The organism is Psychromonas arctica (assembly GCF_036697365.1).
Taxonomy (GTDB): domain Bacteria; phylum Pseudomonadota; class Gammaproteobacteria; order Enterobacterales; family Psychromonadaceae; genus Psychromonas; species Psychromonas arctica_A.
Genome location: NZ_JBAHZA010000014.1, coordinates 1 through 25,257, shown reverse-complemented (window position 1 = coordinate 25,257; position 25,257 = coordinate 1). Strand labels below are relative to the sequence as shown.

Here is a 25,257-nt window from a genome sequence, read left to right as displayed (position 1 = left end):
ATTTCATAACTTAGTTAAATCAACAAATCTATTTTAGAGTTTTTAACTTTGGCCTTGATAACAACTGTAAAAAAGCTAATTAGCACTCATTAAGCGTAAATATCAAAAATTTATAGAAAATAAAGACAATGTAGATTGGTGGAGTTATTAACAAAGGGCTTCAGAAATAAAAAAGCAAGCCAAAGCTTGCTATAACGTGAGAAAAGAGACTCCTTTTCTATTCAAAAACGTCTGGAAACAAAACCTCTCAAGTAATTAGAATAATCACTATTGAAGCACGTAAGATTTACCGATTATTTTCCATTCATTATTAACTTTAGCTAATGTTAACGCATCATAAAAACGGTTAGTAGAGCGGAAAAGCACCACTGCTAAACGCTCATCAACAATATCAAGACTTAGGATTTCACCATCTAAATTCCCACCTGCTGGATTTTCATTAGCAGCCCATTTATTTAATACACTGTTCATGTCTTTCCACGATTTAATGATCTCTTTACCATTATCATCTTTTACTACGCCGACCATTGTCGCGTTGTCTGCAGCGAAAGCACGGAATAATCGTTCTTTACTCGCTTCGCCCTGTCCTTGGAAATAGTCATTTACAGCCGCTTCAATTGCAATGGTATCTGTTGCCTTATCTGCCTGTACATTTAATGAAAAAAAGGTAATACCTACGATGATAAAAAAAGATTTAAACATATTATGTTCTCTATTTTGGATGTTGTATAAAGATGAGATGAATAAGTAATAAAATTATTTACTTGCTTGATAATGTAACGCTTTCTATAGATAAAAAGGAATGAGATAGTCCAGAGTTTCAACCCATTCGTCCAAACATTTATTCTGTTATTTAAGAAGAAAAAATACTGATGCTTAGTACCATTAAGCAGTGAACTTAAAGACGATGATGTACCTAACAAGCAAAACCTTTAAATAGCAAACTGATAACATTAAAAAGATTCAAACAGAGGATGACCGAGCAGTGCAGACTCACATATGCTGTAATCAAATGCTTCCGGTTCGTTTGGCATGCTATCTACTTGAAAGTAGCCCCATATAGCGATCACAACAAAGAGTAATCCACCAAATGTGTAACCTAAGGATTTTACTTTTGCACGCCAGCCAGTAACAATTTTAGTTGGCTTATAAACTTTGAAACCTTTCGGTGGAAATTGCTTATCTCTTAAACTACGAATCCCAATTGGTACAGAAGAAATAGCAAATAAGGCTCCACACAATAGTGGCATCCCAATAAATAATGAATACCAAAGCACCATAATACCAGGATAGCCAAAGGGAGTATGGCAATAGGCAGTCTCCGCATACCAACCTATATATGGAAATACCCATTTCAAATGGGTAATAACAATCAAGCCACCAATCAGTGTATATAAGATGACACGTTGTATTTTCTCTTTTAAGGAGAACTCTTCTGCAAATTCGATAACTAAATCCTTTAATGAACGGTAAAACGACTATTGCCAATCAAGCCTCTATACACTTTCTATAGGTAAAGGTTATGATGACGCTATTAAATATTAAGAATGGCTGTAATAACCTGTGCTCCAAAGCGACACTACAACTCTATCTATCCAATTGAATAACTTTCTGCATCGCATTGATTGTAAGGCAACAATCATAGCTTTGGTTAATCAATATAATTGCAGTTTAAAGCGAATTCGCCGCTCTAAGAATTGGCTATTAACAGGACAACAAAGCCAACTTATTGAGATAAGAGAACAACTACAGCAACCAAAGATGGCTTGGATTGCTGAAGCTATTACCAAAGGTTTACCAAAGCCCAGCTTTGATTTAGTGGCAATAGCCCTATCTGAACCAGGAATGACCATTAACCGCTTAATAAAAGAAACAGGCTGTACTTTAATTGAAGCTCGTAGAGCTATCGATAAAGCAGAAGGTTTAGCTTAATAAAACAAAGCCCCCCCGTTTTCTTTTATGCATAAAAAAAGCAAGTCGAAACTTACTTTGTTATTGGCATAGATAAACGTAGTACTTTATCAAAGACACTTCACCTGTAACGATAACTCTACTTAACTATCTTCGTTAACTTTTTCGGGTTTCATTCAAAATATTGCAAGATAAATTATAATTATACTGTCTTGCTATTTTTTGCGAGAAAAAGAGTTGTGGTAACTCATATACACATAGCAAAATAATAATGTATATCGAACTTGCATGCCCTAAGAAGAATCCAATAACACTCACGGTTAAAAGTATCAACTCCATTGCAAACAAAGCATATTTTTTTAAATAGAAATGATGAATACCACCTAGAAATAGCCAATTTAATGCCGCATAGGTATCTGGATCTTTAAGATTTTGGGATTGAACTTCGTAGAAGGATTTTCTTTGTTCTTTCGATAAACCATTTAATTGTTGTCTAAACAATTCTTCTTTTTTTTCTAGTTCTTGCAATGGTTCAAATATCGACATTAAGGCACCTCATCGTGTATTTTCTCTACTAAATCAGGTTGATTACATCGTTTAATTCTAGATAAACCTAATCGCCACCCTTTCAACGCGCCGTACTTCTGAATACATTGTTTTGTATATTCAGAGCATGTTGGTTCAAAGTTACATTCGATATTTAATAACTTTTTTGATCCCCCCTTAGATTGATAAAGGTGGATCAATTTTAGCGATATATATTTAACGGCCAAGAGTAATAATAACAGCTTCACGTTTCCAAAATAATAAGAAACGTTTTTGTTCAACAACTTGGAAAACCACTTGCCATCCGTCTTGTGCATACTTGTTTAAGTCTGCTTCCATTTTTTGTACTGGTAAACCACTAGCGCCTAAAAAGATAGTACCGCAACCGCCCTCAACCACGTGGACGACTTTGTATTCTGTAAATGCTGTCATATTATTAATTACTTATTTTTGATTAAAAAAATATATTAACTCACAGTTATCAATGCATCAAGATAAACATGAAGTTTTCATCACATAACTACATGTTATACAGGATAATTTTAGTTAAACCGCTAAAGCAGAATCAATAGTATATTGTCAGTAATATTTAGATTTACTGCTTATATTTACTCTATAACGGTAATGGATAGTTAATAGGCAGTTAATAAGGTAGTAAGGTATAAGGTAATAACATTTTTATTATTAAAACCTCTCACTTAACAATAGCTGTTCAACAACAGCAGATAGACTCTATACATTCTCGTCATTAACCACACAAATAGCGGTATAAAGCTATGTATTAAGAAAATTTAACCTAAAAGTTCGGATAATATTGATTAGATAACAAAACACCTAAGTGCCATTCACCTTTGCGCTCTAATTGCCTTCTTTATAGGAGAGAAATAAAAATAAGAGAGAAATAAAAAAGTGTATGAAATATAGCTATTTCATACGCTTTTTGAACAGTTATATTTAATATCTTTATATTTAACGAAGAGTTCTCGCTACTTTACCAATACTCAAACCTTGAATTAAAATAGAAAACACCACAACGGCATAAGTCAGGGCTAATAAAATATCACGCTGCGCTCCATCAGGTAATTGCAATACTAGTGCCACCGAAATACCACCACGCAAACCACCCCAAGTTAATACTTTCCACGCGCCAGATGGCAACTCTAATTGTTTATTAAATGTAGTGGTTGTTACACCCACAACCACTAAACGTGCGAGCAATGCGATTAAAATGGTTAAGCCACCAGCTATAAACAAATTACTCGAGAATGTAATCATGACTACTTCAAGCCCGATCAATACAAATAAAATGGCATTTAAAATTTCGTCTATCAGTTCCCAAAACAGATCAACGTAATGACGCGTTTTATCGCTCATCGCCATACTACGCCCATGATTACCAATCATTAACCCTATCATGACCATTGCAAGTGGGCCTGACAAATGCCAATGGCTTGCCAGTGCATAACCACCAAGAACGCCCGCTAAAGTAAGTAGCACCTCTTCTTGGTAACTATCAATACTTTTAAGTAAGTAATATAAAATAGCACCTATTACCAAACCAAAAATAATACCGCCACCAGCTTCAACTGCTAGCGAGTGCGCTACATGATAAGTTGTAGGAATATCACCACTGGATAACACACCTAGTAAAAGCACAAAAATAACCACGCCTATACCATCGTTAAACAATGATTCACCTGCAATCACAGTTTCAATACTTTTGGGCGCACCAGCAGATTGTAAAATACCCATTACCGCAATCGGATCAGTTGGTGAAATTAATGCACCAAACAATAAACACCAAATGAACCCTAACTCAAAACCAAGCAAAGGCAGCAGTAAATAAAGCCCGCCAGCAATGATAACCGTCGATAATAAAGTACCAACACACGCCAAAATACCTATTGGTAATTTGTAGCGCCTTAAGTCGCTCACATTTACGTGTAGCGCCCCAGCAAAAAGCAACATAGAGAGCATGCCATCAAGCAAAACCTCAGTGAAATCTAACTGATCGAGTAAGCTCACTTCGTAATCGATAAGCTCATCAAATCCTAAAAAGCCCAAAAATATAGCGACAATAGATAAAAGCATTGAAATAACCATCACGCCAATGGTGGTTGGTAAGCCAATGAAGCGATGGTTTACATAGGTGAGTAACGCGGTAATTGATAAAAATATCGCACTTATTTCAAGTACGCTGAGGCTAGTTGCTGGTGCCATGGTTTAAAATCTCAATATTTATTTAATGATGCCTTACTCAAAAACAAGTAAAACTGAAGGGTTATTATTTTTTGATACAGTTACCTCGTATTATATTCATATAGCGTCGGCAAACATACCAAAAACATCAATACATGGCATTATTGTAAACACTAAGTAAATTAATAGTAATATCTAGTACTGGTAAGCTATTCCCTTAACGCCTAAATATAAAGGTATTCACTTGCAGATTATAGAAATAAGCAATTCTAGACAGCCATAATCTATGCGTGTTATTTTTGATGATTTTTATTTATTGCACATAACCTATTAGCAATCGTAAGAAAGCGGAGTCTTGGAAATGCTACCTGTATGCCTAAAATGTTCAGCCAAATTATCTGTAAGCTGGTTTTTCTTTGCATTTTTTAGAACAAAAACTAGATGTGTAAATTGCGGAGCATTACATACATTTACTGATTGGCGTAAATTATCTGCGTCACTATCTTCTTTGCTCATAGTTTTTGGAGTTCAATTCTTTGAGCCCTTCATTCCTTGGACGCTTATAACTTTTTTTTCGTTGTGCTTAGTTTGCATTATTTTAACTCTTTGTATTCCGAGTCAGTATAAATTGGAAACACAGGATAAACTCAAAATAAAGTAACTCTTTGCAACACTTATTCTCGCAAGCTATTCCCTTAACGCTTAAACATAAAGTTACTTATTTGCGTGAGCAAATCAATAAACTACCTCCTAGTAATAAAACTGGATTACTAAAAAGTAGATTACTTTTAAATGTTAGTCAAAAGGTTTGGATGTCCTACTTTTTTGAATCAGTCCCCCCTTCAATATCCATTTTATAGAGTGCTTTTCATTAAATAGAATATTTCTATTATTAAACAACAACTTACCTATGTAAATCTTACAATCCCTCTGTACTTATTTCATGTACCTTTTAATTAACAATAAATTAATGCATTTAAATCAACAAGTTAAAATTGGAACAGTAGTTGCAGTTCTAATATCACTGAATTGATGAGAAGGTAAATAAAGATGAACGACATTGCTTACACAGGACACATGGCATTTTATTTATATTTAGTGATGTTACTGATTCAGTGGGTAGTTGCCACCTTTAGTAAATCAAAACAACCCAATGCAGTCCCTGGGAAAATTGATGAAAATCTATCTCACAATAGTTTTGTTTTCAGAGCGCATCGTACTTTCCACAATACCCTAGAAAACAGTGCGCTATTTGTAGGCACGGTGCTATTGGCATTTGCACTTAACGTACAAAGCCCTATTTTTGCTATTTGTATTTGGACTTACCTTGTCGCCAGAATTGTGCACATGTCGTTGTACTACACCATTGCAACTGAAAAGAACCCGAGTCCACGCACCTACTTCTTTTTGATTGGTATAGCAGCAAATGTAGTTATGTTAGTGATATTGGGTCTAGGACTTATTCAATCATAAGCTCTAAAAGTAATAAGTGACGAGATGTAATAACTAACATCAAAACAAGCACACTCATAATAAGTAAATTCTCAATAACAACGTTAAGCATTATTTTTAATAACATAAACCTAATCTTAAAACCGAGCAGGAGATAAAATGAAACAGACATTAATTATTGGCGCAAGTGGTCAAATTGGTAAAAAACTCACACAATTGATGCTAGATAACGATCAACACTTAGTCGCATTGGTGCGTGATAAAAGCAAACTATCAGATATACATAATGACAAACTAACCATTGTTGAAGAAGATCTTAACAAAGATTTTGGACACGCGTTTAAAGACTGTGAAAATGTCGTTTTTGCAGCAGGCTCTGGTGGCCATACTGGCGCAGATAAAACCATACTGATCGATTTATGGGCAGCCTGTAGAGCAGCTGATTATGCAAAAAATCACGATGTGAAGCATTTCACTATGGTCAGTTCGATTGGAGCCGGTGATCCGTCAGAAGGTCCAGAAAACATGCATCCCTATTTAGTGGCCAAACATATGGCAGATGACCACCTAATGAACAGTGGCTTGCATTATTCAATAATACGCCCTGGTTCACTCACCAATGACACAGGTAAAGGCAAGTTCACCAATGAGCGACCAGAGCAAAAAGAACAAGCGACAATCACGCGCGATGACGTGGCTAAAGCACTGTTATTTGCAGTGACAAATCCACCTAAGACAAGCGCTATTACCGAAATTTTTAACGGTAGTAAAAGTATTGATGAAGTTTTACCTTCGTAAAGTCTGCATGCCTGTTACAACTAAATATGTATTGTTTAGTCAACAACAGGCAGTAAGGTAAACAGAGTGATATTGAGGGCGCGCTATATTAAGCGCTCTCAACAATGGCACTTAAAGCTTACATCTTAATATGCTAGTTTCATTTTGATTAATTAACTGGTATCTAAGCTCTTTTAGATTGATCTGGTTGCTATATTACTTTATTGATAAACAACGTGGAAACGCTCTAAAACTAGCATCATATTTTCATTTGGCTCAATACCCAAATCATTGCATTCTTTAGCAAAGAAGTCCCAATGTGCTTTTCTCCACCATTCCAGTGAACGGTCGCCCTCTCCTTCTGCATAAGCAAACTCAGAGGTAACTTCATTGTATTTACACTTTTCAACGGAGTCAGTTTCAATAATACAAACAGGGTTACGCGCCCAATCAATAACAACCATTAAATGCCCAGCAGTTGGCATTGGCTCTTCACCTGAGTCATACCAATGACTCAGACTACAAGTTGCTGTCTTTTGACCAATTTTGATTAATTCGGCACATAAATTGGCATTATGTTCATCAGCACAAAAGTAGTCTGAACTGAATGATTGATACTTCAGGCGATCCGAATCACTTAAAGTGTTGAGGAATTTTTCTAAATAAAGTCGAGATTGTTCTTCCATGAAACCCTCCAGGTAATTATTGGAGTAGCACGCCATTTTAGGCGGCATGTTATTCTTTGATGAAATATGAAAGGAAGTCAGACAAAAAAACTATTACGAGACCAGCTTGTTCCTTTGTTATCTAATAGCTCAACTCGGGTTTATTTTTGACGTTAAAACATGATCTTGCCATGAGCCAGCTATTTTTAAATAAGACTTTGCTAACCCTTCCTTTTGAAATCCTAGCCTCTCCAACAACTTGCCAGAACGCGTATTGGTTGGAATATAGTTAGCCATCACTCTATGTAAATTGTATTCGGTAAATACATACTGTATTGATGCTTGCAGCATTTCAAACATTATCCCTTTACCTTGGTTTTTCTCAGAGATTGAGTAGCCAAGATGACAAGCTTGAAACGCACCATGAACAATATTAGAAAATGTACATACACAAATAATCTCAGACTTACTTTTATCAAAAGCAACAAGCGGAATTGCAGCCCCAGATTGAAAACTTTTAAAGTTTAACGCCACACGTTTTTTTGTTTCTTCTAAGCCAAAATATCCTACAGGCCTTACCGGCTCCCAAGGAGCTAAATGACTGAAGTTATTACTTTCATATTTGACAAGTAATTCAAAATCATCCGGTTTTAAAACAGAAATAATTAAGTTTTCAGTTTCTAACTCAGGTATTACTTTCAAGGTGAATATCTCCTAGAAGAATGATTATGGCCAGTCAAAGTTTATGGGTGTCCACGATCTTTACACAATTAACGAATACAATAGAATAATTCAAAATACGAGCAATTATTTTAGTTAAAAACTTAAATAATTAAATAATTAAATACACAAGACCTGATCCTAACTTCACTTTTAACTCGTCTACGCTCGTCGAGTCTGTTTGATTTATATTGACAGTGTTTTCGCCCTGTCGGCGACTCTACTTTTTCTTACCAGAAGAATAAAGTAGGCAAAAAGACTGGCTCCCAATTCGTTTTTTAATCTGAATAAATGACTACCTTCTTAACGCACCGCTCATACTCGACATCCATGTCTCGAAATGAGCTAGCAACGGCATCCATGCCTAACCTTGCTAAAGGCAATCATTCATTCAGAAAAACTCAACGGGAGGAGAAAGGTAACCATATTTAGCATCGACTTTCCATTAATCACTTGATATCTATAACATCAACGCTTGAGTGTCCAATATCTTTTACACCAAAATAAATACAAGAAAAAATATAGCTGTAACACTAAAAATAACGCCAGTTAAAAAAACTGACTCCCCTTCCTTGCACCACGTTCCAAGTGAAAACTGTTTGTTTAATTCTTTCTTGAGTTCAAAAACACTCATGTTTTTATTCGTTCTTAAACGGTAACCAGGAAGAAAAACATTCCCATCTCTAACTGCACTAATTAGATTAATACAAAACAAAATGATAAATAAAATCAATATAAAACTAATCATAAGTTTATGGGTGTCCCGTACTTTCTACTTCTTATCTATTGCCGTTTTTAACAAGTCGAATATTGCTTTATTAGAAACTGGTTCTTCAACTTTCGGGTCAGTACTATTTAGCCCAAAGAACTTTTTAGTTAACTCCTCTTTAACCTTATCTCTGGTGTCTTGGGGTAACTTTTCCAAGTATGGATCGAGAGAAGCTAACTCCAATTCAGAGCGCCTATTATGGTTTTCTAGACTTCGGTGTTTGGCGGACTCTTTAGCTGCATATGCTGCAGGTATAGCCAAGACAAATGCAGCTCCTACTCTAAATAATGCTAATTTCCAATCAAAACCATTTGTAGCAGAAATAAGAATAGTAACGCCAATAATCAAGACCATCCCTATCATCAAACCAAGCGCAATACGCCGCCAGTTATCGGCAGCTTCTTTCTCATTATTTGCGATATTTTGATAGTTACCTGTAATGCCTATGTTCCCAATTATTTGCAATAATGTAGATGCTTCAACTCTCTTTTCTTCTAATTCGTCCAAAACTACCTGAGCATCTGACTTTTGTTTATCTGTTTGCTCTGTATAGCTTTTTTTATGTTCAACTAGAAGTTGTTCAACCTTCTCTTCATTTGTTTCCACATTAGCGTTTAATTTCTCGCTAATATCTTCTGAAAAACTTTGATACTGGTTTTCAAATTTATTTGTTGTTTCATCTAAATTTTCAGAATACTTTAACTCAGTTTCATCAAATCTTTCGTTGAAACTACTAAGTGATGTCTGAATACTTTCATCGTACTTCTCTATTTCAGACACAAGCTCTTCAAGTTTATATTTTTGATCTGTCGCGTCTGTAGTAATAGTTTCTATAGAATCACGCAATTCATCCTTGGATTTCTTTAGTTCGGCAAATGATCTCTCTGTTAACTTTTTAAACTCTAGAAGTGAATTAGTAAAAGACTGTTCTGTAATTACAGGTTTATTGACAGGTAAAGCATTTAGCTGCGCCATCAAATTATCAATATGCGCAGATGTATTATTGAGGTGTCCTACATTTTTGCTTGATATGTAGTTATTAACTTCTGACGTAATACTAGCTATATAGCTATTAGCTTTATTCAAATGAGCATGATTTACTATTGCAGGAATTAAGTTTTGAAGACATAGCGTCGTATAAGATTTTGCTTGAGTAATACGATCTATAATTTCAATCGTGTTTAGATCTTCAGAGATAAGCTCTTTATCTTCCAACCTTTCAGTCAAATTTTCAATGCTTGCATGAATTGCATGTTCATTAAATTTATCGTCCCACTGTGACATTTGATCTCCTATCTATGACTGCAACCTAATGCCTAAATAACAGGCTAAAAATAGTGGGCTAAAATGGAGCGAAACGAACAGCCCGCTGTTTTTAGTCCTTGTTGATTTTCTTGTTAGCTTTTAATTGCAAGCTTAGCAATTAAATCAGGAAATTCACTTCGCAATTGAATTAGACTTTTGTGGTCATCAGCAATTTTAACACTACCACCAACTTTATTTGCTTCTTTGATGTATACAGATGCAAAGGCAGTCTGTTTATAGGCTTCAAAAAGCTTAAACACTATTTCGTTTTGAGTCGCTGTACCTGAACTATTTTTTTCTAACCATTCAACAATTGAATTGTATGCTCGAATATGATCACGAAATACGCGAATATTGTATCGTTGCTCATGAATAAAACTGTCAGCAACATCACAATAAAAAGCGTCAAGAACAAGTGTTGAGACAGGAGCACCTAGCGAGTAACTATATTTATTATCATGTCCATACTCTGAAGCTGATTTCTTAACCGTTCTCTTACGTTCATCAAGAAGTACTTCTAAATCTTTTAACTCCAAGGATATAGCTAATTTTAGCTTTTTAATTTTACATTTTGATTTTATCAATTCAGTCAGTTGTGATAATCCCCAACCAACTACTAAAGCAATTAATGCTATCTGTAGTCTATCCACGATTCATCCTTAAAAGCTAACAGCATATTAAACAGAATAATTCCATATTTACGGTAGATATACAGAATATTTTAATTTGTTAAAATATACGCTTTTGAAGCACAAAAACAATATGCCACATAAAAATAAAAAATTAGTCATGTGGATAGATAGAATTATTCCGTATTAACAACTGAAATACGGAATCAATTAAAAAATACAATGTTAAAAGTAAAAATGAAATAATTATCGTATGAAGTTGGAATGATAAATAATAAAACTTTACACTCATCGACTTTAAGTTATAACTGACTGATTTTATAGCCTTCAACTAATAGGTATTCAGTACTTTTCCTTCTTATTCTTTTCTTTTTACAAAACCATTTAACAACTTCGGCTCTAATATACGATCACACTCTAGAATGACTTTTTTATACTCAGCAGAAACCATATCTTTATATTCTCGGTAATCTCTATGTTCAGTTTTAGCACTAACGGTAAGATTACAAGCATGTACAAAACCTCTTATAGCTTTCGCTAACTCAGGATATCGAGCAAACCTCCCTGCAGCATATTCTAAATTTTCATGCAAAGGAATAAAGTCACTTACTAGTTTTTCTACGCCTGTATATACAGAAACAACTTCTCGAGCGATGCCAATTTGCTCCTCAAGGTTTTGTAACCTTTCAATTTCTTTACTCCAACGCAAAGAGCGCTTCTCTCTATTAAAGGTTAACTTTGCCCCCAAAAATAAAGACAAAATAGAAGTGAATGCAGCGGATATTGCAGCAATTAAAGTTAACTCTTCTTTAGACATCAACACTAACCTCTCGAAAAACATAACACCTTACCAGCGGCGATAAATTGTTGGCTAAAATTACGAGAAACGAAGCTAGCCAAATTTTAGCACCCGTTTGAGTAACTTATTAAATGGCAATTAGCGCCAATGTAACTACAAAAACAAATAAGACTAAAGAAAATAGATAGCTTAACTTTTTATTTAATGAAACTACTTGTTGTGAAAACTTATTAATAAGTTCTGTTTTATCAATAAACACCCAAGATCTTCTGATTTTTTAAATTAATGATTTATATGTTTCTTAATGCTGCAAGAAACTTAGTAAAAGTAAATGAAGCACTAGGAGCTTCTGAAAAAGTTAATGCTTGCTTTGCACTAATATCGTTTTCATCTTTAACCTTTCTATCCAATTTACGTAGTTTTGTAATAACATCTTGAACTACCAATGGGACTTCCTCAGTTGATACTAAATCGATTGTTTCTGTTGTTAGTTTAAAAGAACTTTCACTTCCATCCCATGAAACACCAGCTATCCCGTTTAAGACAACACCTTCTTTCCATGTTACATTCTGAGGGTCTTTTTCAAATGCCATGCTATTAGTAATTTCATCCGCGACATAATCTAATGTGCCTGACCATAATACTTTATCATTAAACTTGACCTCAACTTCTGAAAAGCTACGTTGTTCGCTGATTACTCCAATTTTTGTATAACCACCATCAAAGTTAACTGTCGCATAATCTAACTTTGATGCATTGAAGGATCCTAAACCAAATAGTACGGTCAAACATATTGTCAAAGTAATAATAATTGATGCCACTGGTGCGGTGATTACTTGCTTAGTACTTGTGTTTTCCATATTAAACCTTACTCATATTGAATTCTTAGAAAATTATATAAAACAGTACTTAAGAATACTGTACTTATTGAATTTAAGGGCCCATAAGCTACGGAGCATGTTAGATGCTATTTTGCGTCATTTTCTTTTAAGCAAAAAATTGAACAATTTGTGACATCAGATTTGATACGCTTGTTATGTTTCACTTTACTCGTTTTACTTTGGCTGATGTTCCTGCGACTTACATCATATCGCCACCACTAGGATTAAAAATTAGAACATCCCACGATGCGCATATTTATACTTATATTTGTAATGAGATTGCTGCTAATCTTATTCATTTAATAACTCATAAGATGTTTTACCTTCCCATCCTTTGAACTCAAAATGTATTCTGCTTTTGATAACACTATGGATTTGACGAACAAGGACAATTTCATTTTGACCATCTAGCTGAATGTAAAACCTGCCATTAGCTCGAAGAAGATTTACTTCTGGACAATATGAATAATGATACTAATACTTATATTCACCTTGAATTCAGTACGTTCCATTCATTAATTGAAATAGGACGTCATCATCAAAGCCTGCAAATTCCCCATCCACTTGAGAAGAGTGAACAATTTCATATCCTTGCATGATCTCTCCTTGTTAGAATATAACATTTCACCAGACAAAAACCAAAACTAAATAACAATAACATAAAAAATTTAACCCTAAAGAACACCATTAGACTACTAATCTTATTATTTCTATCAATTATTTAAAATAAAACATGAAATATAAGTCAACAAGAAAGGCGGAAAAGTACAGCATTTACGGTGGAAAGATGACAAAAACACTACACCATATAAATAACCATGCATTTTATTTGTAGAGGTATTTTATGAAATCACCATTTGTAATGGCTATTGCTGAACATATACAGATGAAAACCCAACGCGGCTACAACTCCCCCACCGTTAAGCTTTCCCAAACAATCAAGCACTTTCAGCAACAGCAAACAGGACGTTTGCTGTAAGTTCATTTAGCACATGGATGTGCGTATGAACTGGTGCGTTAAGAAAGCTTTTTTAAAACATGGGCATTGGTTGGATCAGAAAGCGACTCGGTGGCCAGTTTCTTTGCCCCCTTTCTTTTCTGGTAAAAGAAAGGAGGTCACCGACAAGGCGAAACCACAGTGAATAAAAATCAAAAAGCCACGACGAGCGCAGACGAGCCAACTTCACTACGTCTAATAAGAAAGTATTCTCCACTCAAAATGTTAACAATATAAAAAATAACGTTACACATTGCGGCTAGGTCAATCCCCCCCGTTGAGTTTTTCTGAATCAATGGCTGCCTTTAGCAAGCTAAGGCATGGATGCCGTTGCTAGCTCAGTTCGCCACATGGATGTGGCGTATGAGCGGTGCGTTAAGAAGGTAGCCATTTATTCAGATTAAAAAACGATCGGGGCCAGTCTCTTTGCTTACTTTCTCTGCTGGCAGAGAGAAAGTAAAGTCGCCGACAGGGCGAAACCACAGCCAATAAAAATCAACAAGCCCGACGAGCGAAGACGAGCTATCCCCTTTCTGCAATTTTATTACAGGCACAAAAAAGCAAGCCGAAGCTTGCTTATAAAGTGAGCGCTAAAGTGTCTTAGTCTTAAAGAAAAGACACTTTAAGAAAAATTACTCAGCTGCTGGAGCTTCTTCTTTCTTCTCTGCTGCTTCTTTCATAGAAAGACGTACACGACCTTGGCGATCTACTTCTAGTACTTTAACTTTAACTTCTTGACCTTCTTTCAGGTAATCAGAAACTTTTTGTACACGTTCTTCACAGATTTGTGAGATGTGAACAAGACCGTCTTTACCAGGAAGGATGTTAACAAATGCGCCGAAGTCAGCTAAACGAACAACTTTACCAGTGTAGATAGTACCTACTTCAACTTCAGCTGTCAGTGCTTTAATGCGGTTGATTGCATCGTCAGCTTGCTCACCAGATGTTGCAGCAATTTTAACTGTACCATCATCTTCGATTTCGATAGTTGTACCTGTTTCTTCACATAGAGCACGGATAACTGCGCCGCCTTTACCGATAACATCACGGATTTTATCTGTGTTGATTTTCAGTGTGTGAATGCGTGGTGCGAATTGTGAAATATCTTGACGACCTTCAGAAATCGCTTCATCCATTACAGATAGAATGTGTAAACGTGCAGCTTTTGCTTGGTTTAACGCAATTTGCATGATTTCACGTGTGATACCTTCAATTTTGATATCCATTTGTAAAGCAGTGATACCGTTAGTTGTACCCGCTACTTTAAAGTCCATATCACCAAGATGATCTTCATCACCTAAGATATCAGAAAGAACAACGAACTCTTCGCCTTCTTTAACTAGACCCATCGCGATACCAGCAACAGATGCTTTAAGTGGAACACCAGCATCCATAAGTGCTAGAGATGAACCACAAACAGAAGCCATTGAAGATGAACCGTTAGATTCAGTGATTTCCGATACAACACGTACTGTGTATGGGAATTCTTCAACTGTAGGCATTACTGCTAATACACCACGTTTCGCTAGACGACCGTGACCAATTTCACGACGCTTAGGTGAACCAACAAAACCAGTTTCACCTACACAGTATGGAGGGAAGTTGTAATGTAGTAAGAAGTGATCTTTCTTCTCACCCATAAGGCTGTCGATGATTTGTGCATCACGTTGTGTACCTAATGTAGCAGTAACAAGTGCTTGCGTTTCACCACGTGTAAATAGTGAAGAACCGTGAGTACGTGGTAATACACCAGTACGAACGTCAAGTGCACGAACACTTTCAGGATCACGACCATCGATACGCGGCTCACCTTTGATGATGCGAGTACGTACAACAGTTTTCTCTAAATCATGTAGGTATTCGCCTACTTGCTTAGCAGCTAGCGCTTCGTCTGCAGCTAATAATTTTTCTTTTACTTCAGCAGTGATAGCTTTGATTGCGTCGTAACGCTCGCCTTTATCACTGATTTGGTAAGCTTCTTCAAAACGCGCTTGCGCTTCAGTTGCAACAGCAGCATCTAATGCTTCGTTACGTGTTGGAGCAGTCCAATCCCATGCAGGACGAGCTACTTCAGCAGCGAATTCTTTAATTGCAGATACAACAGCTTGTTGCTCATCGTGACCGTATACTACCGCGCCTAACATTACGTCTTCGCTTAAGATACCAGCTTCAGATTCAACCATTAATACAGCGTTGTCTGTACCAGATACAACTAAGTCTAGCTCACTTGTTTCTAGTTCTGTTTTAGTTGGGTTAAGTAGGTATTCACCATCTTTATAACCAACACGAGCACAACCGATAGGACCGTTAAAAGGCATACCAGAGATAGATAGTGCCGCAGAAGTTGCAATCATAGCAACGATATCTGGGTTAACTTCTGGGTTGATTGAAACAACAGTTGCAATCACTTGTACTTCGTTTTTGAAACCTTCAGGGAAAAGAGGACGAACTGGACGGTCAATAAGACGTGCAATTAACGTTTCTTCTTCAGATGGACGGCCTTCACGTTTGAAGAAACCACCTGGGATTTTACCTGCAGCGTATGTTTTTTCTTGGTAGTTAACAGTAAGAGGGAAGAAGTCACGCTCTTGATCATCTGCATTTTTACCAACAACAGAAACGAATACACATGTATCGTCCATGCTACACATTACAGCGGCAGTTGCTTGACGTGCAATTACGCCAGTTTCTAGTGTTACCGTATGTTCGCCATACTGGAAACTTTTTACAATAGGAGTCATTTTTTTTCCTTTAATAGTATTATTTTCATTTTGCTTTTTATCGCGCCGACAGTATACGTGATGAAGACAAGTTTTAACATTTTTTAGATGAAAATTTTAAGAGAAAACCACCAGCCTTATCAAAAATTATCTGCTAAACAACGAATCTTCTAAAAAGTGTACAAATTAAGCCGATCAATTCTACAATTGCCTTCTAAGCTAGCGCCATTGCTACTGTACAGGTAGTATATGAACTATTTACGTCTGTCTTATGAGTTGAAATGCTAAGTAAATTACCCGTTCTTTATTCACTACAACATTGCCCTTACGCGATGCGTGCACGCATTGCTATTTTTCGCTCTAAGCAAGCAGTCCTGATACGTGCTATTAAACTCAATAATAAACCGCCTGAAATGTTAGCCCTCTCGACCAAAGGGACAGTGCCAATGTTGGTGTTAAGCAATGGAACAGTGATTGAAGAAAGTCTCGATATTATGTTGCAGGTATTAAAAGAGAGTGACCCTGATCATTTATTAACTGCTCAAGGACAGCTCCCTTTAATTGAAATAATCAGCATAATAGAAGAGTTCGAACAACACTTTTTTGTTGCTGTTGAAGCTTATAAGTGTGCTAAACGTTATCAAGAAACAAACATAGTTGAGTGTCGCCAAGCCTGTGAGGTTTACCTGCAAAAATTAGAAGATCGGTTATCTAAACATGCTTTTTTAACATCAGAGCGTGAAGGGTTATTAGATATTGCTCTCATGCCCTTTGTACGCCAGTTCTCTAAAGTTGAGCGTCAATGGTATCAGCAATCCCCTTACCCAAAGCTTAGAGCATGGTTAAATAGTTACCTACAAAGCCCAATGTTTACTAAGGTAATGGCGAAACATGAATTATGGGTTGATGGACATCGAGATATTCTGTTTGGTGATATAAAGAAGTAAAAGTTCAGTATCTAAGTTCTGATTTGAATAGGCTTAAATTTGAACTTTTACTTATAACAGCGACCTGTTTTGATTACAGATAGACGGTAGTTATCTATGCATAACAAGCATCAAAAAACTGCTTTTCTAATAATACAGCTTGTTGAAAGTACTCTTTGATGGTTTCTTGTTGGCTTGCATCGGCTTTATTGTAAGCGGTGTCGAGCTGAGAGCGTAAATGCTCAACGACAGATTCAAAGTATTCCCCTGCATGCAGCGTTATCCACTCTCCAAAATAAAATGGTAATGCTTCAACAGCATCAACCATTGGCTCCGCCCAACTTAAATAAACCCATTCAGCAACACATAATACAGCGACCATGTTGCCATATTCACCGCTTTTAGCAGCCTTGAGCATTAATGCTTGGAAGTCACTGGTTGGAGTGAGTAGCTCGGGTGATGTTTGTTCTGACTTAGGTACATTTAGCATATCAAATGAGCGTTGAAAGTAGGTATTTTCAGGGCCAGCAATAATGCCAAGAAAATGTGCTAATGGTAGGCGATCTGGCAAGCTAGGTGCGTGGTGAATTGCAGATGCCGCCAAGCGAACAAAGTTATCGATAAAAGTATAGTCTTGAGCGAGATAACGTTTCATTTTTTCTAAAGGTAAACTGCCATTGGCTAGTTCGATACAAAAGGGATGAGTCGTTGCTGCTGACCAGTTATTAATACAACTTTGCTTTAAATCTTCACTTGGGCGCATTGTTTTTCCTAATTTGATGAGTGGAGAGAAAAACCAACCATACTATTATTTTGAATAAGCTGTCACCTTCCTTGGGTTAAGCTTTTGAATATTTGTTTATTTTAATCTTCTTGCTTGTTTAATGATTCTATTAATTAAAGGTTAAAAGTTAGCAAGTATAAAAAAAGAGCCTGAAGGCTCCTTTTTGTTTTGAATACTCGTAATACCAAATGATTGGTCATTAAGCGCCTAGTAGCAACTTATCATCATCTAATTCTTCACCATCACTTTTTGCTTGAGCAAATAGGTTCAGTAGATCTTTTACTTCATAACCGGCACGTTTTTCACCAGCTAAGTCAAAGATGATTTTACCTTCATGCAGCATGATAGTACGTGAGCCATGATCTAGAGCTTGACGCATTGAATGGGTTACCATCATCACGGTTAATTGCTTCTCAGCAATGATTTGTGAGGTGATATCCATGATTAATGCAGCTGTTTTTGGGTCTAATGCAGCAGTGTGCTCATCTAATAATAGAATCGTACTAGGCTGTAACGCTGACATTAGCAAACTAACAGATTGGCGTTGACCACCGGATAATAGCCCCATTTCACTTTCCAAACGATTCTCTAAACCTAGGTTTAAACGGCTTAATTGTTCACGGAACACTTTACGCATTTTGCTATTAAGCGCAGAAGACAAGCGCCCTCTTTGACCTCGCCCATAAGCTAACGCCATGTTTTCTTCAACGGTTAAGTCGCCACATGTCCCCGCTAATGGATCTTGGAATACACGCGCAATATCAGCAGTACGGCCAGTTGCAGGTAACTTAGTCACATCACGGTCACCAAATAAGATTTGCCCTTTGGTGCTATTAATATCACCAGCAATGGTATTTAACAGTGTGGATTTACCCGCACCGTTTGAACCAATTACTGTCACAAATTCACCCATAGGAATGGTTAAATCAATACCACGTAATGCTAGCTTTTCCGTTGGTAAACCTCGGTTAAAGGTAACGTGTAAATCTTTACAACAGATCATGCTTCATTCCTCGCAGCTTGTTTGGCTTTCCATTCTTTACGTAACTTAGGAAATATTAATGCTAATGCCACTAATACTGCCGTAATTAGATTAAGGTCTGAGGCACTAAATCCTAAGAAGTCAGCGTTAAGTGCTAAAGAAACAGCAAGGCGGTATAACACAGAGCCGACAATACAACTTAATACAATGACGTACATAGAACGGCTTGCGAATAATGATTGACCAATGATCACCGCCGCTAAACCAACAACAATCGTACCAATACCCATGGTTGAATCAGCAAAGCCATTTGTTTGTGCAAATAATGCTCCCGCTAATCCTACTAGACCATTCGACAATGCTAAACCAGCATAAACTTTCTGTTTAACGACGATACCGTTTGCTTGTGCCATTCGCTTATTTGAACCCACGGCACGCATTGCTAAGCCATATTGTGTTCGTAAGAACCAAGCCACTAATAACCCACCAGCCACGGCACAGACAGCAACAAAAATCACACGCATATACATGTCAGGTAATCCAAAGATCCCTTCAAATGGCGTTAAGATAGTCGGCTCCATAATCAAGGCAACATTAGGTTTGCCCATGACACGTAGATTGATGGTATACAGTGCGGTCATGGTTAAAATACTGGCTAAAAGATGCAAAATATCAAAACGTAAATTTAACCATGCAGTGACTAAACCAGCACAAGCAGCGGCTAATGTTCCAATGACAGTTGCCAATAAAACATTAACCCCCATCACGATTAACGTTGCGGTTACCGCTGCACCTAAGGTGAAACTACCGTCAACGGTCAGATCGGGAAAATCTAAAATACGGAAAGTAAGGTAGACCCCAATGGCAACTAAACCATAAATGAGGCCAATTTCTAACGTACCTAAAAATGAAAAAAGTGACATAGTGTTCCGTTCTTATTTAATAACTTTAGTAGCGCGTGTTAATACCGCTTCAGGTACGTCTACGCCCATACGAGCAGCCATTTTAGGGTTAACAAATAAATCAGTACCTTTTGCTAACTTAACATCAATTGCTCCTGCTTTTTCACCGTCTAAAATACTGACAACGATATCACCTGTTTGGCGACCTAAATCAAAGTAGTTGTAACCAACAGCGGCAACTGCGCCACGAGCAACAGTATCTGTATCACCTGCAAAAACAGGGATTTGAGCATCGATACCTACTTTAATGACAGACTCTACTGCGCTGATAATTGTATTATCGATTGGACAGTAAATCGCATCAACTTTACCCACTAACTGTTTACTTGCGATCATTACATCTGATGATTTAGGCGCAGCAGATTCAATCACTTTAATGCCCATTTCAGCAGCGGCAGCTTTAAGTGCAGCAACACTTGATACAGAGTTAGCTTCACCTGGATTATAAGGTACGCCCAATGTTTTTAGGTTAGGAACAAACTCTTTAATTAATTCAATATGTTGTTTTACGTTTACCATGTCAGATAGCCCAGTTACGTTACCGCCTGGTTGCTCTAGTGTTGGTACTAACTTTGCTCCGATAGGGTCTGTAACTGCTGAAAAAACAACTGGAATATTGCGGCTTACACTCACAGCAGCTTGTGCAGAAGGTGTCGCAATCGCCACGATCACGTCTGGCTGGTCACCTACTAATTTACGTGCAATTTGTGCAGCGATAGCAGGTTGTCCCTGTGCACTTTCATAGGTAAATTTTAATTCGTCACCTTTATATTTGCTTTCGTCTAATACCGATTTAATGCCGTCACGAACAGCATCTAACGCAGGATGTTCAACGATTGCTGTCGTTGCAACATAAACAGGTTTTGCTTGTAAGCCAGAAGAGATAAGTGCCGCAGCAAGAAGAGAGGTTTTTAAAATTGAATTTAGCTTCATAATATAATCCTTTAGGTAAGCTATTTTAGCGTTATCAAGTTTGAGACGTGGTTAGAGCCTGACACACAGTATATGTCGGGCTTTCATCGCTTAACGTTAACAGTTAACTTTGATATTACCAAGCGCCTATTATTAAAATTATCAATAGATCCTTGCTACATCAAAAAATGTTTCATTTCTTGTATAAAAATTAAGAGGAGCATTGATAAATAGCCTCTTTTTCAAGCAATCTACGTTGACGCATTGTCATTGATTTAAGCATTTTACTGTTTGAAATAGAGCTGTTCTATCTCTTGCGCTAGTTGTGGTTTTGAAAATAAGTACCCCTGAAAAACTTGGCATCCATGCGCTAATAAAAAGTTTAATTGAGTTTGGTCTTCAACTCCTTCTGCCACTGTCATTAATCGCAAACTATTGGCTAAGTTAATAATGGTGGCACAAATCTCCCCATCTTCTATTAACGTGGCACAGTCATCGACAAAGGATTTATCGATTTTTAATACGTCTATCGGTAATCGTTTTAGGTAATTTAAAGAGGAGTAACCTGTACCAAAATCATCAATAGATATTTTAATATTTAGCTCTTTGAGTTGAGACAACACTTCGATGCAACGATCGATATCAGTTAATAAAACTCCTTCGGTAATTTCTACTTCTAGCAAATTTGCATCTAACGCATACTCACTTAACAATGTCTCAATGAACGGGACTAAACGCTCAGATACAAGGTGCTTACCTGAAATATTCACGGAAACGGGGACATTTTGGTAACCTTTTGCTTGCCAGTCACTTAACTGTTGAACAACCTCTAATAACGCGAACTCACCAATACTGATAATTAGGTCTGACTCTTCAGCAATCGGAATAAACTCAACGGGTGAAATAAAGCCCTCTTTGGGGTGATGCCATCTCATCAACGCCTCAAAACCCAGTAATTCGCCTAATTCTGTTACCTTAGGTTGATAAACCAAATTAAACTGTTTATCAGAAACAATACCTACTTGCATCTCTTGTTCATAATTAAAGCTTCGTTGGACACTGTGTATCATTTCCATTTCAAATATTTGATAGTTATCTCGACCTTGCTCTTTAGCGTGATACATCGCGATATCAGCATGCTGAATCAATTGCTCAGCTTTGTATTGTTTGCCTTTTTCGGTCATCACAACACCAATACTGGTAGGAATAGTTAACTTGCGTCCGGCTAAGGTTAACGGATTGCGCATGACGGTTAACACATCGTTTGCTTTTTTATGAGCGACTTCAGGAGTGAATTGACCAGTCATTAAAATAACGAACTCATCTCCTCCCCAACGAGCAATGATATCGTTATCATGTGTAACATGAATTAATCGTTCAGCGACTTCACAGAGTAAATCATCTCCTGCTTTGTGCCCTAAGGTGTCATTGATTTTCTTAAACTTATCTAAATCCATGAAAAATAATAAAACATTACTATCTTTATATTGGTTTAATTCGATAGCTTTAGTAAGTGACCCCATTAAATATGTTCGATTATATAAACCAGTAAGAGGATCGCTGTATGCTAGTTGACGTAAATTATCTTGTAGTTTGAGTTGGCGCGTAACATCTCTAATATGTAGTGTAAATTCGTTTTGTTTCGAATCTCCAAAATTAGCACTGGTTACAGTTATTTCAGCAGAGAAAGGTTCGCTCATATTACGCATCAAAGTAATGCTATTACGAATGTTACGTAAAATACCTTCAGAGCCAGAAAACTTGCAATCTAAGCTCGCTTGAATAACATCTCGGTCAGCATCTTGAATAAAGATATCAATGAAATTTTTTCCCTTCACTTGCTGTTTTACGCATCCAAAATTGCGTTCTGCAGAAGGGTTAAATTCAATAATCTCTCCAGCTAAATTGATAATTAAAATACTGTCCATAGAGGATTCAAGAATTGCGCTTTTACGCTTTTCACTGGCTTTAAAATCATTGATCGCATTGTCACGCTTGGACATTTCACTATTTACACGAGCAATAACTTCATTATATTGGCGAGCAATTTGTCCAACCTCAGTGAATGGCTCGACTGGTACTGGATCATTAAACGCTCCCGCTTCTTTTTGTCGATGCATAGTACTGAGTAAGTTGATTAACTCGGTTGAAGCTTGGTGTTCCGATACATTCATTCCCTTGGTTTCACTGTCTTCACTAACCCGAAGTAGCACAAAGCGATTCAGTAGTGATATCAGCAGGTAACTTAGCGTAAAACAATAAACACCTATGCTTACCAGACCGATTAATTGCGCTTGGATTTGTCCCCAACGAGTTAACCCAGTATCCAGTAATGACAAGTCTGCAAATATGGCTAAAGCCAATGTTCCCCATATTCCAGCAAATAGATGCGAAGGCACCACACCTAATGCGTCATCTATTTTTAATTTTTCCAACCATAAAGTAGAAAAATACAAAATAACGCCACCTACGATACCAATTAACATGGCTTCAAAAGGAGATACAACATGACAGTTAGCAGTAATGGAGACCAACCCTGCAATGACACCATTAAGAAGAAACCCGATATCAAAAAAACGTTTAAAATAATAATGTAACAGAGAAGAAATAATGCCACCCCAAGAAGCAGCTAGGCAGGTGTTTAAGATAATTAAAGGGACTCGATCTGTTAGTTGAAGTGTACTCCCGCCGTTAAAACCAAACCAACCAAACCAGAGTAATAAAACTCCTAATACTGACAATGGAACGTTATTACCTATTGAAAATGCCTTTTCGCCACTAAAGCGCCCAAGCCTTGGCCCAATAATGATAATCGCAGCGAGCGCTACATATCCCCCTACAGAATGAACAACAGTTGAACCAGCGAAATCAATAAAACCTATGGACTCTAACCAACCTTGATTTCCTGCTTGATAAGCAGAAGCCCACACCCAATGCCCTACCACAGGATAAATTACAGCAGATAAAATACAGGCAATACAAAGATAGCCAACGAAGGTCATCCTTTCAGCCACAGCGCCAGATAAAAGCGTTGCCGCAGTCCCACAAAACATCATTTGAAATAAGAAAAAACTAATTTGGTAGGCCGACTGTTGCTCGCCAACAAAAAACTCACTAAAGCCTAAGACACCATAAAATGAATCACCAAACATAATGGCAAAACCAAAGATCCAAAAAATAACACTAGAGAGAATGAAATCAGAGATATTTTTAGCAGCTACATTGATGCTATTTTTACTGCGAATTTTGCCACTTTCTAAACATAAAAAACCTGCTTGCATGCAAAACACTAATAGCGCACAGATTAGTAGCCAAGAAAAATCCATTTAAATTAACCTTTTTATATTTATATTCATTTTAAGTGCTATCCCTTTGCGCTAAATAAAACGCAATATAATGAAAAGTAATCCATTAAAGCACCCCTTTAGTACTATAAATATATGAATAACATCAATTTAACAATAGCAAAGAGTGAATAAAGGTTTTTTAGATGAGATTTATTACCATTTACTTGCTCAACTAGGATAATTAAATCAAAGCGAACTAATAAACAGGAAAAGAATTGATAAATTGCTCTGCCAGTAAATACATTTTCAACAGCTGCAAAAAATAACCTAAGGCTCTTTTAAAATTAAATTTAAGTTTAAATTCGTGGGTTTTATATAGACGACGTAGACCTAATTCTGCGATTAATGCCGCTTATTGTTAGCTGCAACATTTTTATTTGTAAGTCTTAATTTTTAAAGCCCGCAAACAAAAAAAGAGCCCTTAGGCTCTTTTTAACATTAAGTTTAAGATCGCAGGTTTTATATAAACGACGTAGACCTAACTCTGCAATTAATACAGATGATAGCTAGCTGCAATATTTTTATTTGTAAGTCTTAATTTTTAAAGCCCGCAAACAAAAAAAGAGCCCTTAGGCTCTTTTTAACATTAAGTTTAAGATCGCAGGTTTTATATGGACGACGTAGGCCTAATTCTGCGATTAATATAGATGATAGCTGGCTGCAACATTTTTATTTATACCAATCTGTAAAATAAACTGGTCAGTTTAATCCAATCCCTAAAGCATATACTTTTCACTCTTATAGAAATACTGAGTAAGTTATGTCAGGCTTTATATACTTCATCAACAATACTAAAATAGGTAAATAAATTAGATTACATTCTTACTTAGACTGTTATAAATAAAAACCAAAATTAAATTCAACACATAAATATGCAGGCTGAAGCCAGCGCCCCTAATATTAAGCTTCGCTTAATGGCTATCGCCACTTACACCAATCTGTAAAATTAACTGTTCAGTTTAATCCAATCCCTA

23 protein-coding genes are annotated in these 25,257 nt (G+C 36.6%); 5 read left to right on the top strand and 18 right to left on the bottom strand.

Translation table 11 applies throughout. The features are described from left to right. Window positions 1-267: 267 nt before the first annotated feature. A complete protein-coding gene (locus V5290_RS14170; protein WP_333387076.1) occupies window positions 268-702 on the bottom strand; it encodes a nuclear transport factor 2 family protein in 435 nt (144 codons plus the stop codon). A gap of 251 nt (window positions 703-953) precedes the next feature. Next, window positions 954-1,376, bottom strand: a complete 423-nt coding sequence (locus V5290_RS14165) for a hypothetical protein (protein WP_333387074.1) — start codon at window positions 1,374-1,376, stop codon at window positions 954-956. A gap of 187 nt (window positions 1,377-1,563) precedes the next feature. Here V5290_RS14165 and V5290_RS14160 point away from each other — a divergent pair, with 187 nt between their 5' ends. Next, the gene (locus tag V5290_RS14160; protein WP_333387072.1) at window positions 1,564-1,932 is read left to right on the top strand and encodes a ribosome recycling factor family protein; all 369 of its coding nucleotides are present in this window, start codon (window positions 1,564-1,566) and stop codon (window positions 1,930-1,932) included. Between the two features lie 135 nt (window positions 1,933-2,067). On the opposite strand, the gene V5290_RS14155 is transcribed toward V5290_RS14160, so the two are convergent. From V5290_RS14155 to V5290_RS14140, 4 genes are all read right to left on the bottom strand, one after another. Then, window positions 2,068-2,457: a TM2 domain-containing protein gene (locus tag V5290_RS14155; RefSeq protein ID WP_333387070.1), complete on the bottom strand. Its 390-nt coding sequence runs from the start codon at window positions 2,455-2,457 to the stop codon at window positions 2,068-2,070. Further along, window positions 2,457-2,774, bottom strand: coding sequence for a membrane protein insertion efficiency factor YidD (gene yidD, locus V5290_RS14150; protein ID WP_333387068.1), 318 nt, complete (start codon window positions 2,772-2,774; stop codon window positions 2,457-2,459). The genes V5290_RS14155 and yidD overlap by 1 nt, the downstream gene beginning before the upstream one ends. Beyond that, entirely contained in the window at window positions 2,674-2,889 is a 216-nt protein-coding gene (locus tag V5290_RS14145) for a DUF4177 domain-containing protein (RefSeq protein WP_333387066.1), read from the bottom strand. The genes yidD and V5290_RS14145 overlap by 101 nt, the downstream gene beginning before the upstream one ends. 537 nt (window positions 2,890-3,426) lie before the next feature. Further along, a complete protein-coding gene (locus V5290_RS14140; protein ID WP_333387065.1) occupies window positions 3,427-4,677 on the bottom strand; it encodes a sodium:proton antiporter in 1,251 nt (416 codons plus the stop codon). 1,029 nt (window positions 4,678-5,706) lie between these two features. On the opposite strand from V5290_RS14140, the gene V5290_RS14135 reads away from it, so the two are divergent. Then, complete coding sequence (locus tag V5290_RS14135; RefSeq protein ID WP_333387063.1) at window positions 5,707-6,129, top strand: MAPEG family protein; 423 nt, start codon at window positions 5,707-5,709, stop codon at window positions 6,127-6,129. A 138-nt stretch (window positions 6,130-6,267) separates the two neighbouring features. Beyond that, window positions 6,268-6,906 carry an NAD(P)-binding oxidoreductase gene (locus V5290_RS14130; RefSeq protein ID WP_333387061.1) on the top strand — a complete coding sequence of 213 codons (639 nt, stop codon included), beginning with the start codon at window positions 6,268-6,270 and terminating at the stop codon, window positions 6,904-6,906. 200 nt (window positions 6,907-7,106) lie between these two features. Here the strand turns inward: V5290_RS14130 and V5290_RS14125 are convergent, their stop codons facing one another. The 6 genes from V5290_RS14125 to V5290_RS14100 all read right to left on the bottom strand — a co-directional run bounded on the left by V5290_RS14125 (window position 7,107) and on the right by V5290_RS14100 (window position 12,632). Beyond that, a complete protein-coding gene (locus V5290_RS14125) occupies window positions 7,107-7,571 on the bottom strand; it encodes an ASCH domain-containing protein (protein WP_333387059.1) in 465 nt (154 codons plus the stop codon). 129 nt (window positions 7,572-7,700) lie between these two features. Continuing rightward, the gene (locus V5290_RS14120) at window positions 7,701-8,252 is read right to left on the bottom strand and encodes a GNAT family N-acetyltransferase (protein ID WP_333387057.1); all 552 of its coding nucleotides are present in this window, start codon (window positions 8,250-8,252) and stop codon (window positions 7,701-7,703) included. A gap of 790 nt (window positions 8,253-9,042) precedes the next feature. Next, window positions 9,043-10,323, bottom strand: a complete 1,281-nt coding sequence (locus V5290_RS14115; protein ID WP_333387055.1) for a hypothetical protein — start codon at window positions 10,321-10,323, stop codon at window positions 9,043-9,045. A 113-nt stretch (window positions 10,324-10,436) separates the two neighbouring features. After that, on the bottom strand, window positions 10,437-10,994 hold the full coding sequence (locus V5290_RS14110; RefSeq protein WP_333387053.1) for a hypothetical protein: 558 nt from the start codon (window positions 10,992-10,994) through the stop codon (window positions 10,437-10,439). Window positions 10,995-11,331: 337 nt separating this feature from the next. After that, window positions 11,332-11,790 (bottom strand): hypothetical protein, encoded by a 459-nt coding sequence (locus tag V5290_RS14105; RefSeq protein WP_333387051.1) that lies wholly within the window; start codon window positions 11,788-11,790, stop codon window positions 11,332-11,334. A 272-nt stretch (window positions 11,791-12,062) separates the two neighbouring features. Further along, the gene (locus V5290_RS14100) at window positions 12,063-12,632 is read right to left on the bottom strand and encodes a hypothetical protein (RefSeq protein ID WP_333387049.1); all 570 of its coding nucleotides are present in this window, start codon (window positions 12,630-12,632) and stop codon (window positions 12,063-12,065) included. Window positions 12,633-13,497: 865 nt separating this feature from the next. Here V5290_RS14100 and V5290_RS14095 point away from each other — a divergent pair. Further along, window positions 13,498-13,632 (top strand): hypothetical protein, encoded by a 135-nt coding sequence (locus V5290_RS14095; RefSeq protein ID WP_333387048.1) that lies wholly within the window; start codon window positions 13,498-13,500, stop codon window positions 13,630-13,632. Window positions 13,633-14,282: 650 nt separating this feature from the next. Here the strand turns inward: V5290_RS14095 and pnp are convergent. Continuing rightward, complete coding sequence (gene pnp / locus V5290_RS14090) at window positions 14,283-16,391, bottom strand: polyribonucleotide nucleotidyltransferase (RefSeq protein ID WP_333387046.1); 2,109 nt, start codon at window positions 16,389-16,391, stop codon at window positions 14,283-14,285. 260 nt (window positions 16,392-16,651) lie between these two features. Between pnp and V5290_RS14085 the strand changes: the two genes are divergently transcribed. Then, window positions 16,652-17,317 (top strand): glutathione S-transferase, encoded by a 666-nt coding sequence (locus V5290_RS14085; RefSeq protein ID WP_333387044.1) that lies wholly within the window; start codon window positions 16,652-16,654, stop codon window positions 17,315-17,317. Between the two features lie 94 nt (window positions 17,318-17,411). On the opposite strand, the gene V5290_RS14080 is transcribed toward V5290_RS14085, so the two are convergent. From V5290_RS14080 to amt, 5 genes are all read right to left on the bottom strand, one after another. Beyond that, a complete protein-coding gene (locus tag V5290_RS14080) occupies window positions 17,412-18,059 on the bottom strand; it encodes a TenA family protein (RefSeq protein ID WP_333387042.1) in 648 nt (215 codons plus the stop codon). Between the two features lie 220 nt (window positions 18,060-18,279). Beyond that, window positions 18,280-19,083 carry an ABC transporter ATP-binding protein gene (locus V5290_RS14075; RefSeq protein ID WP_333387040.1) on the bottom strand — a complete coding sequence of 268 codons (804 nt, stop codon included), beginning with the start codon at window positions 19,081-19,083 and terminating at the stop codon, window positions 18,280-18,282. Beyond that, window positions 19,080-19,985 (bottom strand): ABC transporter permease, encoded by a 906-nt coding sequence (locus tag V5290_RS14070; protein WP_333387038.1) that lies wholly within the window; start codon window positions 19,983-19,985, stop codon window positions 19,080-19,082. Before V5290_RS14070 ends, V5290_RS14075 begins: the two co-directional genes overlap by 4 nt. A gap of 12 nt (window positions 19,986-19,997) precedes the next feature. Beyond that, window positions 19,998-20,957, bottom strand: coding sequence for an ABC transporter substrate-binding protein (locus V5290_RS14065; protein ID WP_333387036.1), 960 nt, complete (start codon window positions 20,955-20,957; stop codon window positions 19,998-20,000). 263 nt (window positions 20,958-21,220) lie between these two features. Beyond that, window positions 21,221-24,262 carry an ammonium transporter gene (gene amt, locus V5290_RS14060; protein ID WP_333387034.1) on the bottom strand — a complete coding sequence of 1,014 codons (3,042 nt, stop codon included), beginning with the start codon at window positions 24,260-24,262 and terminating at the stop codon, window positions 21,221-21,223. Window positions 24,263-25,257: the final 995 nt, after the last annotated feature.